Raw genomic sequence first — 15,287 nt, forward strand, 5'->3', positions numbered from 1 at the left:
CTGATTCAAAAACGAAATCGAAAACAGAATTTAGAAAGGAAATCAAAGATGGCTGCTAAAGACGTTAAATTTGGTAATGACGCACGAGTTAAAATGCTAGAAGGCGTAAACGTTCTAGCGGACGCAGTAAAAGTAACACTGGGTCCTAAAGGTCGTAACGTTGTTCTAGACAAATCTTTTGGTGCACCAACGATCACCAAAGATGGTGTATCAGTAGCGCGTGAAATTGAACTGGAAGATAAATTCCAGAACATGGGCGCACAAATGGTTAAAGAAGTTGCGTCTAAAGCAAACGACGCAGCGGGTGACGGTACAACAACAGCAACGGTTCTTGCTCAAGCTATCATTACTGAAGGGTTGAAAGCAGTTGCTGCTGGTATGAACCCAATGGATCTTAAGCGTGGTATCGATAAAGCAGTTATCGCAGCGGTTGAGCAACTAAAAGAACTATCTGTTGAATGTAACGACACCAAAGCTATCGCACAGGTAGGTACTATCTCTGCAAACTCCGATGCAACAGTGGGTAACATCATTGCTGAAGCGATGGAAAAAGTAGGCCGTGATGGCGTGATTACCGTAGAAGAAGGTCAGGCTCTACAAGATGAGCTAGACGTAGTAGAAGGCATGCAGTTCGACCGCGGTTACCTATCTCCTTACTTCATCAACAACCAAGAAGCAGGCTCTGTTGATCTAGAAAGCCCATTCATCCTTCTAGTTGATAAGAAAATCTCGAACATTCGTGAGCTTCTTCCAACGCTAGAAGCCGTTGCTAAAGCGTCTCGTCCACTGCTTATCATCGCTGAAGATGTAGAAGGCGAAGCACTAGCAACGCTAGTAGTAAACAACATGCGTGGTATTGTGAAAGTCGCTGCTGTTAAAGCTCCTGGTTTCGGCGATCGTCGTAAAGCAATGCTACAAGATATCGCTATCCTAACTGGCGGTATCGTGATTTCGGAAGAGATCGGTCTAGAGCTTGAAAAAGTAACGCTAGAAGATCTAGGTCAAGCTAAACGTGTAACTATCACTAAAGAAAACTCAACCATCATCGATGGTGCGGGTGAAGAAGCGATGATCCAAGGTCGCGTTGCTCAAATTCGTCAACAAATCGAAGACGCAACATCAGACTACGACAAAGAAAAGCTTCAAGAACGTGTTGCTAAGCTAGCTGGCGGCGTTGCAGTAATCAAAGTTGGTGCAGCAACTGAAGTTGAAATGAAAGAGAAGAAAGACCGCGTAGAAGATGCACTTCACGCAACTCGCGCAGCGGTTGAAGAAGGTGTCGTTGCTGGTGGTGGTGTTGCACTTATCCGCGCTGCATCTAAAGTTGCTGGTCTTGAAGGCGACAATGAAGAGCAAAACGTAGGTATCCGTGTTGCACTACGTGCAATGGAAGCACCTATCCGTCAAATCACTAAGAACGCGGGTGATGAAGAATCTGTGGTTGCTAACAATGTTCGTGCTGGCGAAGGTAACTATGGTTACAACGCAGCAACGGGCGAATACGGCGACATGATTGCAATGGGTATCCTAGATCCAACGAAAGTAACTCGTTCTGCTCTACAATTCGCAGCATCAGTAGCGGGTCTAATGATCACGACTGAAGCGATGGTGACTGACCTACCACAAAAAGAAAGCGCAGGCATGCCTGACATGGGTGGTATGGGCGGTATGGGGGGTATGGGCGGCATGATGTAATAGCCAGCCTATCTCTTTGATCTAAGGCTTGATAACAGCGTCGAGCATGCTCATTTACTAGCGTGCTCTCCTTGTTCTAAAACCTTATAGCGGTGAGCTAGATTACCGATAAAGTTCGATAAGCCGAGGTGAATGCCTCGGTTTTTTTGTGCCGGTAACTTCGGTATTGAGCCTTTCTTGCGTGAGTTTGTAGGTCTATTCTTACTTTTAGCCAGTACTTATTACGCTTAATTTTTATCAGATTAACTGGTTTAAAAATGCGCAACTGTGCGGGTATTGTGCGTAATTCGTCAGGGAAAATGCAGATAAATAACTATGATGAATCAATTGCTTTATTTGTCAGACAGTTAAATATGACTTCCAGCTAACATTTATTGATTCAAAATGGCGCAAAATTTGTACATTACACTATGTTGTAAAACAACTATTCCCTCCATGGAGATGAAAATGAAAAAGCTTATGACGTCATTGGCTGTTGCAGCCGTAATCGCTTCACCTGTTGCTCTTGCTGATAGCTCGCCAGTTATGTTCTCTACCATCGACAACACTAACGCGCCTTCTAACTCTTCTGTTGGTGGTGTTCGCCTTGCGGTATTACATGGCCAAGTAAACGAAGTAAAAGGTGTCGACTTTTCGGTTCTAGGTATGTCTGAAACAGACCGCACAACAGGTGTGAACTTCGGTTTGTTCTTTGGTGCTTCTAAAGTTAATCAAGAAATGACGGGTGCATCACTCGGTCTTCTTAACTGGAACGAAGGCCAAACTAATGGTGTTAACTTAGGTGCAGTGAACATCACGAACAATGTAAAAGGTCTAAACTGGAGTGCAGTGAACTACTCAGAAGGTTACACAATGGCAGACATCGGTTTGGCGAGCATCTCTAAAAAATCTAACTTCCAGTTAGGTTTCTTCAATATGACTGACCAAATCGACGGTGTTCAAATTGGTCTACTAAACTGTGCGGATAACGGCTTCTTCAAGTGCTTCCCTATCGTGAACTTCGCTAAATAAGTTAAGGTGTCGCCACGAACACACGGATAAAAAAGACCCCGAGAAATATCGGGGTCTTTTTTTGTCTGTGGATCTCATTCTGAAATGTGTTTAGGCATTTAGGACGAACAAGGCTACTTCATGATCCTGGTTGAGGTTTTTCGCTGCTGCATCCTTTGATGCACACCGCGGCGTAGAGCTTTAACGCGATTTTCTGCTCTATCCACGCCAAGCAAGACCGTCAATGCCAAAACAGTAATTACGACGGATTGCGTCAGATAGCCAAGGCCTATCATCAAGCCGAGACCTGCCAATACCCAAATCACTGCAGCGGATGTCACCCCATGGATCTTGCCGTCTTGTGTCATCATCACCCCTGCACCTAAAAAGCCCACACCAGTGATTATCTGGCCAAGTACACGCGCTTGGTCGAGCGTATTAGGTGAAAGCGAGACGGCCATCGACATAAATAAGTAAGTGCCAGAGATAACTAAAATAGCGGTACGAATACCAACAGGTTTACCCCGCGTTTGGCGCTCTATACCGATCATTAAGCCGTTGATGGCGCAACAGGCTAATGCAGGCCAACTGAATGGGCCAAGATCGAAAATGTGTTCAAAAGTTGCTTGCATCTTAACCTCCAAATTTGCGGAGTATGCATAGATAAGACCGCCTGAGCGAACAAAAGCTTTTACTCGTAACGACAATCTTTATACGGAAAGCAACTTACTCTAGATGCAGATCCAGTGGCGTTTTACTTGGTCGGCCGCCAATTTCACGAGTCAATTTAGGCACTAGGTAGCCCGAGACGCGAGTAATCAAGCCACGCATGATTTCTTTTGCTTCTTCATCAGAGACGAAGAAATGTGCCGCGCCTTGGACTTTATCTAACACGTGTAGGTAATAAGGTAATATTCCTGAGTCAAACAGGGCTTCATTGAGAGCAACTTGTGCTTCTATGCTGTCATTGACGCCTTTTAATAGCACGCCTTGGTTAAGCAAAGTAACGCCGGATTGCTTCAGTTTTGCCATTTGAGCAGTAAATTCAGCATTGATCTCGTTGGCGTGGTTGATGTGCGTTACCAAGATGATTTGCAAGCGAGATGCTCGCAGTAACTGACACAACTCGTCAGTAATACGTGCAGGGATTACCACAGGTAAACGGCTGTGAATACGCAGGCGCTTGATGTGAGGGATGTGTGCGATGTGTTCTAGTAGCCAGTGGATCTCATCGTCTTTTGCCATCAGAGGATCACCACCTGAGAAGATAACTTCATTCAGTTCTGGCTGCTTCGCCATGTATTCTAAGCACTGAGTCCAAGCTTGTTTACCGCTCTTGTTCTCTTGATAAGGAAAATGACGGCGGAAGCAATAACGGCAGTTCACGGCACAGCCACCTTTTACAATCATCAATGCGCGATTGCGGTATTTGTGTAACAGCCCAGGCACTTCGTTGTCTTGCTCTTCCAGAGGATCATTGGAGTAACCTTCGTGAACCTCGAACTCCTCGTTCAAAGGTAATACTTGGCGTAAAAGTGGATCGTAAGGATTGCCTTTTTCCATCCTATCGACAAAACTTTGCGGTACACGCTGTGCAAACAGCTTGCGCGCAGCAAACCCGTCTTGCCACGGCGAAGGATCAATTTCCAAACTTTCCAGCAACTTTGCAGGATCAGAGATCCCATTCGCTAACTGTTTGAGCCAGTTTTGCTCAACAGATTCGACTTTTCGGGTTATTATGTGCGGCATTGAATTTAGCTCTAAGAATGTAAGAGGAAAAAATGGCTACAGTTAGCACCAATGAATTTAAAGGCGGCCTTAAGTTAATGCTTGATAACGAGCCTTGTGTAATTCTGGAAAACGAATACGTTAAACCAGGTAAAGGCCAAGCGTTCAACCGCGTTAAAATTCGTAAACTTCTTTCTGGTAAAGTGCTAGAGAAAACATTCAAGTCTGGTGACACTTGTGAAGTGGCAGACGTAATGGATATCGACCTAGATTATCTATATTCAGACGGCGAATTCTACCACTTTATGAACAACGAAACTTTCGAGCAGATCGCTGCAGACGCGAAAGCGGTTGGTGACAACGCTAAGTGGTTGGTAGAAAACAACACTTGTATGATCACGCTTTGGAACGGTAACCCAATCACAGTTACTCCACCAAACTTCGTTGAACTAGAAGTTACTGACACAGACCCAGGTCTAAAAGGTGACACTCAAGGTACAGGTGGTAAGCCAGCAACACTATCAACTGGCGCTGTAGTACGTGTACCACTATTCATCGCAATTGGCGAAGTGATCAAAGTTGACACTCGTACTGCTGAATATGTAGGTCGTGTGAAGTAATTCACCTCAGACTTTCTGATTGAAAAGGTCGCTTCGGCGGCCTTTTTTATTATCTGTTGTTTTATCCTAACAGCTTCAAGCTCTAGCGTGATAGATACCAACAACAAACGTGATAGCTCATCAGCCGAGAAAGGGCGGTGATTAGCTTTAGTACTGCGGCTTAATGAACCAAGTAAGAAGATAAAACAGCAATAAGATCATGGGTGGTCAAAAGCTCAAAAAGCAAAAAGATCATAGGTGACCAAAAGCTCTGGTAGTTGTACAAATTAGAGTAATGCAGAGGCTGATACGTGTTATCAGCCTCTCTTTTTTGTTGGTGAAACACGGCTGAATATTTGCGCTTTATCTCAATATCACATTGATTTTATGAAGATAAAAAGGCGATGGTGAAATTTGTGGCTATAGTAAATCGACACCCAACAAGCGCAAGGAAGCACTATGTCGACTCAAGAACAACATTACCCACTCAATGATTTTGTGGAATACTCTCCGCAAGAAATGGCAGCAAGAGCTGTACAGAATCTGGAGCAACTTCAGCGCCGTCATTCCATTCGTAGCTTCTCTGATCGTCCTGTGGCGAAAGAAGTGATTGAGCACTGCATTCGAGCAGCAGGTACAGCTCCGAGTGGTGCAAATCATCAGCCTTGGCATTTTGTTGCGATTAACAGTGCAGAAGTGAAAGGGCAGATCCGTCAAGCCGCTGAAGAATTAGAACGTTCTTTCTATGAAGGTCGAGCAGGGCAAGAATGGTTAGATGCACTGAAACCACTCGGTACCAATTCCAGTAAGCCTTATCTAGAAAAAGCACCGTGGTTGATTGCGGTGTTTTCACAAAAGAAAGGTGGCATGAGCAATGATGGGGAACAAACCAACTATTACGTGCACGAGTCAGTCGGGATTGCCACAGGCTTTTTACTTCAAGCATTGCACAATTCAGGTTTGGGTACGCTGACTCATACACCAAAACCAATGAGTTTCTTGAGTAAGATTTGCGGACGAGACAATGATGTCGATCGTCCATATATGTTGATTGTGACCGGTTATCCGGAAGAGGATGCGACCATTCCGGAACATGCGATGCACAAAAAATCTTTGGATGACATCGCGACCTTTATTGAATAGCGGTTGTATTGATCTGCACTCGTTGAGAAAACATAAATAACAGGCAATAAAAAAGCTGGCGAGTTGCCAGCTTTTTCATTTTCGTCAGCGTCTTAAATCATGAAGATAAAGACAACGGCCAGCGCAGTGATTAAACCTGCAAACGCGTAACATGCGATTTTACCAATCAAGCCTGTGTGGAACTTAAGGTCGTGCATGCCGTGGTGTAGACGGTGCATCGCATGCCACATTGGCAATGCTAGCGTACCTATAATGAATAGCGCACCGATGATGCTGGTTGCGAATTCAGATACGCGTTCGTAACTCATTGCTTCTGCATCAATCACGCCAAGCGGTACCAAGATGCCCATAACCAGCACGGTAATCGGTGTGATCATCGCAAACCAAGTACCACCGGCACCAAATAGACCCCACCAGATTGGTTCATCAGAACGCTTCGGGGCTGTGTTAACACTATAATTCGGTTTCATTACTAAAGCTCCTTACACCACGATGAGAACGATCAGTGAGATGAACGCAACTGCGGCCCACTGAGTCAGAACGATGATTTTCTTATCCACTGGTTTGCCTTTCAAACGAATTGGCATTACTTGTGGCATCATGCTGAAGAAGGTTTGTGCATGGAACAAACTGCCTAGTAGAGCAACAATGTTGATTGCTACTACGATAGGGTTTGCCATGAACTCTAACCAACCTTGCCAAGCTTCTGGGCCTTTTACTAATGAACCTAGACCGAAAGTCAGGAAGATAGTGAATAGGATCAGAGGAAGCACAGTTGCTTCACGTACCATGTAGAAGCGGTAGAAAGGATGGTTCTTCCACCATGTGCGTTTTATTTCACGAACGTAAGGTTTACGGTTGCTCATCCTTATGCCTCCACTTTCTTTGGTGAACCATCAGGTTTCAACATCGCAATCACGAAGTCCATAGAAGACTCCACCTTGCCTTGGTTTACTGCTGCTGCTGGATCGACGCTCTTCGGACAAACTTCAGAACAGTAACCGACAAAGGTACAACCCCAAGCGCCGTTTTCACCATTGATCAGCTTCATGCGCTCAGCTTTACCGTTGTCACGGCTATCTAGGTTGTAACGGTGTGCCAGTGTTAGTGCCGCCGGACCGATGAACTCAGGGTTCAAACCGAACTGAGGACATGCCGCGTAGCAAAGACCACAGTTGATACAACCAGCAAACTGTTTGTACTTCGCCATTTGCTCTGGCGTTTGCAGGTTTGTGCCGTCTTCTGGCTTGCGATCGTTACCAATGATGTAAGGTTTGATTGCTTCTAGGCGCTCGATGAACGGCGTCATATCAACGATCAAGTCTTTCTCGATTGGGAAGTTTGCTAGTGGTTCGATAGTCACGCCATTCGGGTAATCACGTAGGAAGCTCTTACAAGCGAGCTTAGGCACGTTGTTTACCATGATGCCGCAAGAACCACAGATCGCCATACGACAAGACCAACGGTAAGACAGATCTTTATCTAGGTGATCTTTGATGTAGCCAAGTGCATCAAGTACGGACATGGTTTCATCAAATGGGACTTCGAATGTTTGCGTGTATGGTTCCGCGTCCTTCTCAGGGTCGTAACGCAGAATGTCTACTTTTTGAATGCGGTTTGCTGACATTATGCTTGCTCCTCTGCGCTCTTCGCTTCTGCTTCAGCGGCTTTTTCTGCTGCTGCTGCTTTCTCTGCTGCTTCACCGTATAGACGTGCTTTAGGCTGAGACTTAGTGATCTTCACGCCGCTGTAGTCAATACTTGGTGCTGCATCTTCTTTGAAGAAAGCAAGTGAGTGTTTCAGGAAGTTCACATCGTCACGTTCAGTACAACCATCGTCTAGACGCTGGTGCGCACCACGAGATTCTTTACGTAGGATGGCAGAGTGAACCATCGCTTCTGCGACTTCTAGGCCGTAACCAACTTCGATTGCGTATAAAAGATCAGTGTTGAACACTTTGCCTTTATCTTTGATGCTGATCTGTTTGTAACGAGCTTTAAGTTCAGTGATCTTATCAATCGTTGCTTGCATCAAATCTTCTTGGCGGTAGATACCACAACCTGCTTCCATGGTGTGACCCATTTCAGTACGGATATCTGCCCAGTTTTCTTCGCCTTCTTGGTTCATCAGAGCAGCAATGCGGTCTTCAACTGCTTTCACTTGAGTCGCGATAGACTCTTCGTTCCAGCCTTTGAATTCTGCTGCGCGTTTCACCGCTTGTTCACCCGCAACGCGACCGAATACTACGAACTCAGCCAGCGAGTTAGAACCTAGACGGTTTGCGCCGTGAAGACCAACTGATGCACATTCGCCAACCGCGAATAGACCTTTAATGCGAGTTTCACATTCGCCGTTGGTTTCAATGCCACCCATGGTGTAGTGAACCGTAGGACGAATTGGAATTGGCTCTTTTGCAGGGTCTACGTTCACGTAAGCTTTCGCTAGTTCACAGATGAACGGTAAACGCTCTTGTAGGTATTCTTCACCAAGGTGGCGAAGATCTAGGTGCACCACGTCACCAAGAGGGTGTTTGATGGTGTTGCCTTTCTGCTGTTCATGCCAGAACGCTTGAGAAACTTTGTCACGAGGACCCAGTTCCATGTATTTGTTTTTCGGCTCGCCCACTGGGGTTTCTGGGCCCATGCCGTAATCTTGCAGGTAACGGTAACCATCTTTGTTAACGATGATACCGCCTTCACCACGACAACCTTCGGTCATCAGGATACCTGTGCCAGGAAGACCTGTTGGGTGGTATTGAACGAATTCCATATCACGTAGAGGAACGCCGTGACGGTAAGCCATCGCCATGCCGTCGCCCGTTACGATACCGCCGTTGGTGTTACAGTGATAAACACGACCAGCACCACCTGTTGCTAACACAACCGATTTCGCTTTAATCGTAACCAACTCACCTTCAGACATGTGGATTGCAATCAGACCTTGTACTTCACCTTCATCAACAAGCAAATCGACAACAAAGTACTCATCAAAGCGTTTGATGTTGTCGTACTTCATTGACGTCTGGAATAGCGTGTGAAGCATGTGGAAGCCAGTTTTATCTGCAGCGAACCAAGTACGTTCAACCTTCATACCGCCAAAGCGGCGTACGTTGACTTCACCGTTCTCTTTACGACTCCATGGGCAACCCCATTGCTCCATTTGGATCATTTCGCGAGTCGCGTTCTCTACAAAGTATTCAACAACGTCCTGTTCACATAGCCAGTCACCACCGCCAACGGTATCGTTGAAGTGATTGTCTAAGCTATCTTCATCCTTGATAACTGCTGCTGAGCCACCTTCTGCAGCAACCGTGTGGGAGCGCATTGGGTAAACTTTAGAAATAAGTGCTACTTCTAAGTCCGGGTTTGCTTCAGCCGCTGCAATAGCAGTACGAAGACCAGCGCCGCCTGCGCCGATGACTGCGATATCTGTGGTGATAATTTGCACAGTTATCCTCCAGTGTGTGATTGCGGAAATCCGCTTGTTATTGTGAGTGTGAGGGCACCGTTTTAAGGCAATCCCTCAAAAGTAGTAGGGTTAGTGTAGGGGAGGCTTATGGCAGAAAAATTGATGTATTTGGGGTTTTTCTCCGGTAATGCACATGTGAGCATAGAAATTCTAGGTTATGTGACTGCTATCACGGCACGAAACGTTTGGTGCACAAACGTAATCGCTGTCAATGTTACATGACTGTTGCGCGACATTACCCTCATTGATAATAGGGTAAGTTGTGAGTGTTTTTTGTACTGTGGAACGTCAAATGCTTGCTTCAGTTTTAATCGATTTTTATTCGCGTTTGGGGGACGAAAATTGGAGCCGATTCCCCCCTCGCTGAACTAGGCAAATCATGCCAAAATTGCTATTTTTCCTGCTCATCAACCTTTTAAGAGTTTTGTTATGCAAACGAACTGGCAACCTACCGCTTCTATGGAACAACTACGTCAACGTGCGATGTTGATTACCGCTATTCGTCAATTCTTCGCCGAGCGACAGGTGATGGAAGTCGACACGCCAGCGATGAGTCACGCGACGGTGACAGACATTCATTTGCATACCTTCCAGACTGAATTTGTAGGACCAGGCTATGCCGGTGGCAGCAAACTGTTCTTTATGACCAGTCCTGAATTCCATATGAAGCGCCTACTGGCTGCGGGCAGTGGTTGTATTTACCAAATCAACAAAGCTTTTCGTAATGAAGAGAATGGTCGTCACCACAATCCTGAATTCACCATGTTGGAGTGGTACCGTATCGGTTTTGATCATCATAAGCTGATGGACGAAATGGATGACCTACTACAACTGGTATTGAAGTGCGGCGCTGCTGAGCGAATGACTTACCAGCAAGCTTTTATTGACGTACTTGGTGCGTGCCCGTTAGAAGGCTCGATGCAAGAGCTAAAAGCAGTCGCGGCAAAGCTGGGTTTGAGTGACATTGCAGAGCCAGAAGAAGATCGTGATACCTTGCTGCAACTGTTGTTCAGCATCGGTGTGGAAGCCAAGATTGGTCAGCAAGTCCCTGTGTTTGTTTATGACTTCCCAGCTTCACAAGCCGCGCTGGCAAAGATCAACCCACAAGATACCCGTGTCGCGGATCGCTTTGAGGTGTACTTCAAAGGCATTGAATTGGCGAACGGCTTCCATGAACTCGATAACCCGAAAGAGCAATTAGCACGTTTCGAACAAGATAACGCTAAGCGTCTAGAAATGGGCTTGAAGCCACAACCTATCGATTTCCATCTGATTGGTGCATTAGAGGCGGGTTTGCCAGATTGTGCTGGTGTGGCATTAGGCATTGATCGTTTGATTATGTTGGCATTAGGTTGCGACCATATTGATGAAGTGACCGCTTTCCCATTCCCAATTGCTTAAGGATTGATGATGAACCTAACCGCTGCCCGTTTCGTTCTACTGAGCTATGCCGCCCTCATTGCTTATCTTTCTTTGAGTTCGGGTGAGTTGCAAGATTGGGGTGACATTGCGTACTTGGATAAGATGCAGCATGCGATGGCGTACAGTGGTTTTGGTTTCTTAGGTTGCTTTTGTGTTTCAAAGTGGCGTCAGCGTTGGACGATAGCAGTGAGTATTTTGTTATTTAGTGCCGTGATTGAAGTTCTGCAAGGGTATGTGGGTCGACAAACGTCATGGCATGATCTGATTGCGAACACCATTGGTATCGCAACTGGTCTGCTATGTTACCGTATTTGGAGCCTCTATCGACCTAGGTTGGTGAAGTCGTTATACTCAATTCGTTAATGAAGAGGGAATACGATAACCATGAAAACGCGCGACAAAATTGTCTATGCCGCACTGGAGTTGTTTAACCAACATGGTGAGCGCAATATCACAACCAATCACATTGCTGACCATATTGAAATTAGCCCAGGCAACCTTTACTACCACTTTCGTAATAAGCAAGAAATCGTGCGTGAGATCTTCGCACTTTACTCTGCGGAGTTGCTAGAAAGATTCACTCCAATTCAAGGTTCTCAAGAGAGCCTGACCATGCTGAAAAGCTACCTAGATTCCATTTTTACGCTAATGTGGAAGTACCGTTTCTTTTACGCAAACTTACCGGAAATCTTATCGCGCGATGAAAAGCTGCATGATGAGTACATTGATGTTCAGGAAAAGCTCCAAGCGAACCTGATTGCCATCATGCAAGAGTTCGTGTCGTTGAAGTTGTTGAACGTTGACCAAACACAATTGAAGCCTTTGGTTTGTACTCTGCATTTGATTGCGTGTAGCTGGCTAGCGTATCAATCAGCGATGTCTCCAAAAACAGAAATCACCGAAACAATGGTAAAACAAGGCATGCTACAAATGCTAAATGTGGTGAAGCCTGTTGCGACAGAGCAAGGCATGGAGCAGTTACTGCTACTCGAAGAGGCTTTAAGCACACTACACAGTTAGTACTATTTTCCCTCCTTATTAACATTAGAAAATGAGAGTATGGCTCAATGCTTAAGGTTTAGAGCGCAGCTCTCATTTTCAGTCCCTCCCTTGAGTTGACTTGCTGTGCTCATTTCGCACAATAGGATTCATACACCCCCAATTATCTGTTGGGATATGACTCTCGATAAAGGAACTATCGTTCAATGAACTACGACATTTTTAATGGCGATGCCGATGGCATCATCGCATTGTTGCAATTGCGTTTGGCGGATCCCATCGAAGCTAAGTTGGTGACTGGTGTTAAACGTGATATTAAGCTGGTGGAAAAGGTCGATCTGCAAGCTGGCGATGAGCTGACGGTATTAGACATTTCAATGGAAAAGAACATGGTAGGTCTAGAGCAAGCATTGGCTCAAGGCGCGCATGTGTTTTACGCTGATCACCACAAAGCGGGTGAGATTCCTCAACATGGTAACTTAGATGCGCACATCGACCTTGATGCTAATATGTGTACCGCTTTGATTGTCGATAAACTGCTTGATGGCCGTTTTCATACATGGGCGATCACCGCTGCTTATGGTGATAACTTGATTGCTAAAGCGGATGCGTTGGCGGACAAAATCGAACTCAATGAAGAGCAAAAAGCGCAGTTAAAAGAGCTAGGTACACTGATTAACTACAATGGCTACGGCTCGAAAGTTGATGATCTTCACTTCCATCCGGCGGATTTGTATCGTGCACTTCTTCAGTACACTTCTCCATTTGATGCTATTGAAGATAAAGTGTCACCTTACTACCAATTACAATCGGCTTATCAGCAAGATATGGATGCGGCACTAGCTGTCCCGGCAACTCACGAAAGCTCAAAGCTCAAGCTGTTTGAACTACCGAATAATGCAGCATCACGCCGAATAAGTGGTGTTTATGGCAACTGGCTTGCGAACCAAAATCCAGACTCTGCGCATGCGGTATTAACTGAAAATACAGATGGCACATACACGGTTTCTCTTCGTGCTCCGTTGAATAACAAGCAAGGTGCCGTGGCTGTGTGTGGGCAGTTCCCTACTGGTGGTGGAAGAGAAGCGGCGGCGGGTATTAATGCGTTAAGTAAAGATGATGTAAGTGCCTTTATTGATGCGGTAGAGACCTATTACGCATAGCGCTTTCCCAAATATACATATAAAAAAGGAGCCGAGTGGCTCCTTTTTTATTGCGAAACAATAAGTTGAGTAGTTAACGTTTCAGCCAAGATTTCGGGTTTTGCGCTTCACTGTTACGGCGGATCTCGAAGTAGAGCGAGGCACGGTCTTGACCACCAGTATCCCCCGCGAGTGCAATGACTTCACCTGCTGTCACCTTATCGCCTTCTTTCTTAGTTAACGCTTGGTTGTAGCCATAAAGCGTCATATCGCCCTTACCATGGTCAAGCAAAACGACTAGACCATAACCACGTAAGTACTCCGCAAATACAACGGTACCTGGGTAAACCGCCTTCACTTGCTGGCCATAATTAGCTGAGAGCACCATGCCTTTCCAGTTTACTTGGCCGGTTTGTTTGGTGCCAAAGTTATGTAGGACGCGACCTTTTAATGGCCATGGCAATTTACCGCGCTGTTTCGCAATACCATCCATCGGCACTGCGTTACGTTTCGCGGCTTTCGCGATCTCGGCTTTTAGACGGGTTTCGTTGCGTTGTAGTTCAGAAAGGTAACGCTTGTCGTCTTTGATGCTTTTTTGAATCTTGCTCAGTGTCCCTTTACGTTTCGACTGGGTATTTGCCAACGAAGAACGTTTTTCGGATTGCTGTTTGAGCAGGGTTTCAATTTGTGCTTTTTCGAGCTCGAGTTGGTTCTTATTATGTGCCAACTCCTGCGTGGTCTTGGTGATGTCATCAATCACTTTTGTCCGTGCTTTTGCCAAATGCTGGAAGTACTGACTAATGCGATCTTCTTCTACACCTTGATTCAAAAGGTGACCATTGGCTTTGGCTCTTTCTGTCACGTAGTAGGTCTGAAGCAGCTGCTTTAGCTCTTCTTCCTGCGCCTGACGCTGACCTTCTTGCAGAGCAATCTTCTCTTCTAACTTATTAATGTTTTGATCAGCCTGCGCTAAGTCTGCTTTGGTTTGCTTGATTTCTCTTTCTAATTTAGAAATACCAAGCTCTTGGTTTTTTAGCGACTTTTGTAGATCGTTCAGTTGTTTTTCTTGAGAGGTGAGTGACTTACGCTGGCGGTTAATTTCGCTGGAAACGCCTTTCAGCTCTTGCTGGCTAGCAGCGGAAGAGGTGATGGGATATGTGGCAGATAAAGCACAAGTTAATAAAATAGCCGAGCGTAGCACTGGGTGATTTTGTTTTCGCACTTGAGAGTTACCTACCACATTATTGCCAAAAGATTAAATGACGATTAAATACCATCCCCGTGGATAAAGCTTTGCGATTTGCCATTAAAGCCTTGATCCATATCGAGAGAAGGTTTGTCCGTTTTTGGACGACCAACAATTTTCGCAGGCACTCCCGCCACAGTTGTGTGCGGTGGCACTGCTTGCAATACCACAGAGCAAGAGCCGATTTTCGCGCCTTCACCTACTTCGATATTGCCAAGAATTTTTGCACCGGCGCCGATCATGACGCCTTCGCGAATTTTCGGGTGACGGTCACCGCATTCTTTGCCAGTACCACCAAGGGTGACATCCTGTAAAATAGACACATCGTTTTCTACGACAGCCGTTTCACCGATCACGATGCCTGTCGCATGGTCTAGCATGATACCACTACCGATGCGTGCCGCAGGGTGAATATCCACCTGACATGCCACAGAGATCTGGTTTTGTAGATAAGTCGCAAGTGCGTGACGCCCTTGCTTCCAGAGCCAGTTTGCTACGCGGTAGCCTTGCAGAGCATGATAGCCCTTTAGATAAAGCAGTGGCATTGAGTACATCGAAACCGCTGGGTCACGATTCACCGTTGCACAAATATCGCAGGCCGCGCCGTCCGTGATGGTTGGATCGGCCGCGAAGGCTTCTTCAACCACTTCACGTACTGCCATTGCAGGCATGGAAGCGGTGTTCAATTTGTTTGCCAGAATGTAGCTTAACGCAGCACACAAGCTTTCATGCTTGATGATAGTCGCATGGTAAAAGCTCGCCAACATAGGCTCTTGCTCTGACATCTCACGGGCTTCTGAGACAATTTTGTCCCAGACTTTTTGTTTTTCGCAGTGTTTCATTCTCAATGTCCTG

16 protein-coding genes are annotated in these 15,287 nt (G+C 45.9%); 8 read left to right on the plus strand and 8 right to left on the minus strand.

All coding sequences use genetic code 11. The features are described from left to right. Positions 1–48 precede the first annotated feature (48 nt). A complete protein-coding gene (gene groL, locus VJL_RS22110; protein ID WP_038870992.1) occupies positions 49–1,695 on the plus strand; it encodes a chaperonin GroEL in 1,647 nt (548 codons plus the stop codon). Positions 1,696–2,142: 447 nt separating this feature from the next. After that, complete coding sequence (locus VJL_RS22115; protein WP_038870994.1) at positions 2,143–2,706, plus strand: VC2662 family protein; 564 nt, start codon at positions 2,143–2,145, stop codon at positions 2,704–2,706. 113 nt (positions 2,707–2,819) lie between these two features. On the opposite strand, the gene VJL_RS22120 is transcribed toward VJL_RS22115, so the two are convergent. After that, entirely contained in the window at positions 2,820–3,317 is a 498-nt protein-coding gene (locus VJL_RS22120) for an MgtC/SapB family protein (protein WP_038870997.1), read from the minus strand. A 94-nt stretch (positions 3,318–3,411) separates the two neighbouring features. Continuing rightward, the gene (gene epmB, locus VJL_RS22125; protein ID WP_038881485.1) at positions 3,412–4,434 is read right to left on the minus strand and encodes an EF-P beta-lysylation protein EpmB; all 1,023 of its coding nucleotides are present in this window, start codon (positions 4,432–4,434) and stop codon (positions 3,412–3,414) included. 32 nt (positions 4,435–4,466) lie between these two features. On the opposite strand from epmB, the gene efp reads away from it, so the two are divergent. Both efp and VJL_RS22135 read left to right on the plus strand, forming a co-directional pair. Next, positions 4,467–5,033 carry an elongation factor P gene (efp, locus tag VJL_RS22130; protein ID WP_005425036.1) on the plus strand — a complete coding sequence of 189 codons (567 nt, stop codon included), beginning with the start codon at positions 4,467–4,469 and terminating at the stop codon, positions 5,031–5,033. 438 nt (positions 5,034–5,471) lie between these two features. Further along, on the plus strand, positions 5,472–6,155 hold the full coding sequence (locus VJL_RS22135) for a nitroreductase family protein (protein ID WP_038881486.1): 684 nt from the start codon (positions 5,472–5,474) through the stop codon (positions 6,153–6,155). A gap of 92 nt (positions 6,156–6,247) precedes the next feature. Here VJL_RS22135 and frdD read toward each other — a convergent pair whose 3' ends face one another. The 4 genes from frdD to frdA are packed head-to-tail and all read right to left on the minus strand — an operon-like array spanning position 6,248 to position 9,602. After that, positions 6,248–6,625 (minus strand): fumarate reductase subunit FrdD, encoded by a 378-nt coding sequence (gene frdD / locus VJL_RS22140; RefSeq protein WP_038871005.1) that lies wholly within the window; start codon positions 6,623–6,625, stop codon positions 6,248–6,250. A 12-nt stretch (positions 6,626–6,637) separates the two neighbouring features. Beyond that, positions 6,638–7,021 (minus strand): fumarate reductase subunit FrdC, encoded by a 384-nt coding sequence (gene frdC / locus VJL_RS22145; protein ID WP_038871007.1) that lies wholly within the window; start codon positions 7,019–7,021, stop codon positions 6,638–6,640. 2 nt (positions 7,022–7,023) lie between these two features. Then, positions 7,024–7,782: a succinate dehydrogenase/fumarate reductase iron-sulfur subunit gene (locus tag VJL_RS22150; protein WP_038871009.1), complete on the minus strand. Its 759-nt coding sequence runs from the start codon at positions 7,780–7,782 to the stop codon at positions 7,024–7,026. Further along, positions 7,782–9,602: a fumarate reductase (quinol) flavoprotein subunit gene (frdA, locus tag VJL_RS22155; protein ID WP_038871011.1), complete on the minus strand. Its 1,821-nt coding sequence runs from the start codon at positions 9,600–9,602 to the stop codon at positions 7,782–7,784. The genes VJL_RS22150 and frdA overlap by 1 nt, the downstream gene beginning before the upstream one ends. 450 nt (positions 9,603–10,052) lie before the next feature. Between frdA and epmA the strand changes: the two genes are divergently transcribed. The 4 genes from epmA to VJL_RS22175 all read left to right on the plus strand — a co-directional run bounded on the left by epmA (position 10,053) and on the right by VJL_RS22175 (position 13,207). Then, positions 10,053–11,024, plus strand: coding sequence for an elongation factor P--(R)-beta-lysine ligase (gene epmA / locus VJL_RS22160; protein WP_038881487.1), 972 nt, complete (start codon positions 10,053–10,055; stop codon positions 11,022–11,024). 9 nt (positions 11,025–11,033) lie between these two features. Then, positions 11,034–11,408: a VanZ family protein gene (locus VJL_RS22165; protein WP_038881488.1), complete on the plus strand. Its 375-nt coding sequence runs from the start codon at positions 11,034–11,036 to the stop codon at positions 11,406–11,408. A 21-nt stretch (positions 11,409–11,429) separates the two neighbouring features. Beyond that, a complete protein-coding gene (locus tag VJL_RS22170) occupies positions 11,430–12,065 on the plus strand; it encodes a TetR/AcrR family transcriptional regulator (RefSeq protein ID WP_038871017.1) in 636 nt (211 codons plus the stop codon). 185 nt (positions 12,066–12,250) lie between these two features. Continuing rightward, a complete protein-coding gene (locus tag VJL_RS22175) occupies positions 12,251–13,207 on the plus strand; it encodes an acetyltransferase (protein ID WP_038881489.1) in 957 nt (318 codons plus the stop codon). A 73-nt stretch (positions 13,208–13,280) separates the two neighbouring features. Here VJL_RS22175 and VJL_RS22180 read toward each other — a convergent pair whose 3' ends face one another. Beyond that, on the minus strand, positions 13,281–14,426 hold the full coding sequence (locus VJL_RS22180) for a murein hydrolase activator EnvC family protein (RefSeq protein WP_038881490.1): 1,146 nt from the start codon (positions 14,424–14,426) through the stop codon (positions 13,281–13,283). Between the two features lie 26 nt (positions 14,427–14,452). After that, positions 14,453–15,274: a serine O-acetyltransferase gene (cysE, locus tag VJL_RS22185; protein ID WP_038881492.1), complete on the minus strand. Its 822-nt coding sequence runs from the start codon at positions 15,272–15,274 to the stop codon at positions 14,453–14,455. Positions 15,275–15,287 lie beyond the last annotated feature (13 nt).

Source organism: Vibrio jasicida CAIM 1864 = LMG 25398, assembly GCF_000400365.1.
Lineage (GTDB): Bacteria > Pseudomonadota > Gammaproteobacteria > Enterobacterales > Vibrionaceae > Vibrio > Vibrio jasicida.

What these genes read in the sequence shown, in the direction of transcription:
- groL (WP_038870992.1), top strand. Translation starts at nt 49, where the DNA reads ATGGCTGCTAAAGACGTTAAATTTGGTAATGACGCACGAGTTAAAATG.
- VJL_RS22115 (WP_038870994.1), top strand. Translation starts at nt 2,143, where the DNA reads ATGAAAAAGCTTATGACGTCATTGGCTGTTGCAGCCGTAATCGCTTCA.
- VJL_RS22120 (WP_038870997.1), bottom strand. Translation starts at nt 3,317, where the DNA reads ATGCAAGCAACTTTTGAACACATTTTCGATCTTGGCCCATTCAGTTGG.
- epmB (WP_038881485.1), bottom strand. Translation starts at nt 4,434, where the DNA reads ATGCCGCACATAATAACCCGAAAAGTCGAATCTGTTGAGCAAAACTGG.
- efp (WP_005425036.1), top strand. Translation starts at nt 4,467, where the DNA reads ATGGCTACAGTTAGCACCAATGAATTTAAAGGCGGCCTTAAGTTAATG.
- VJL_RS22135 (WP_038881486.1), top strand. Translation starts at nt 5,472, where the DNA reads ATGTCGACTCAAGAACAACATTACCCACTCAATGATTTTGTGGAATAC.
- frdD (WP_038871005.1), bottom strand. Translation starts at nt 6,625, where the DNA reads ATGAAACCGAATTATAGTGTTAACACAGCCCCGAAGCGTTCTGATGAA.
- frdC (WP_038871007.1), bottom strand. Translation starts at nt 7,021, where the DNA reads ATGAGCAACCGTAAACCTTACGTTCGTGAAATAAAACGCACATGGTGG.
- VJL_RS22150 (WP_038871009.1), bottom strand. Translation starts at nt 7,782, where the DNA reads ATGTCAGCAAACCGCATTCAAAAAGTAGACATTCTGCGTTACGACCCT.
- epmA (WP_038881487.1), top strand. Translation starts at nt 10,053, where the DNA reads ATGCAAACGAACTGGCAACCTACCGCTTCTATGGAACAACTACGTCAA.
- VJL_RS22165 (WP_038881488.1), top strand. Translation starts at nt 11,034, where the DNA reads ATGAACCTAACCGCTGCCCGTTTCGTTCTACTGAGCTATGCCGCCCTC.
- VJL_RS22170 (WP_038871017.1), top strand. Translation starts at nt 11,430, where the DNA reads ATGAAAACGCGCGACAAAATTGTCTATGCCGCACTGGAGTTGTTTAAC.
- VJL_RS22175 (WP_038881489.1), top strand. Translation starts at nt 12,251, where the DNA reads ATGAACTACGACATTTTTAATGGCGATGCCGATGGCATCATCGCATTG.
- cysE (WP_038881492.1), bottom strand. Translation starts at nt 15,274, where the DNA reads ATGAAACACTGCGAAAAACAAAAAGTCTGGGACAAAATTGTCTCAGAA.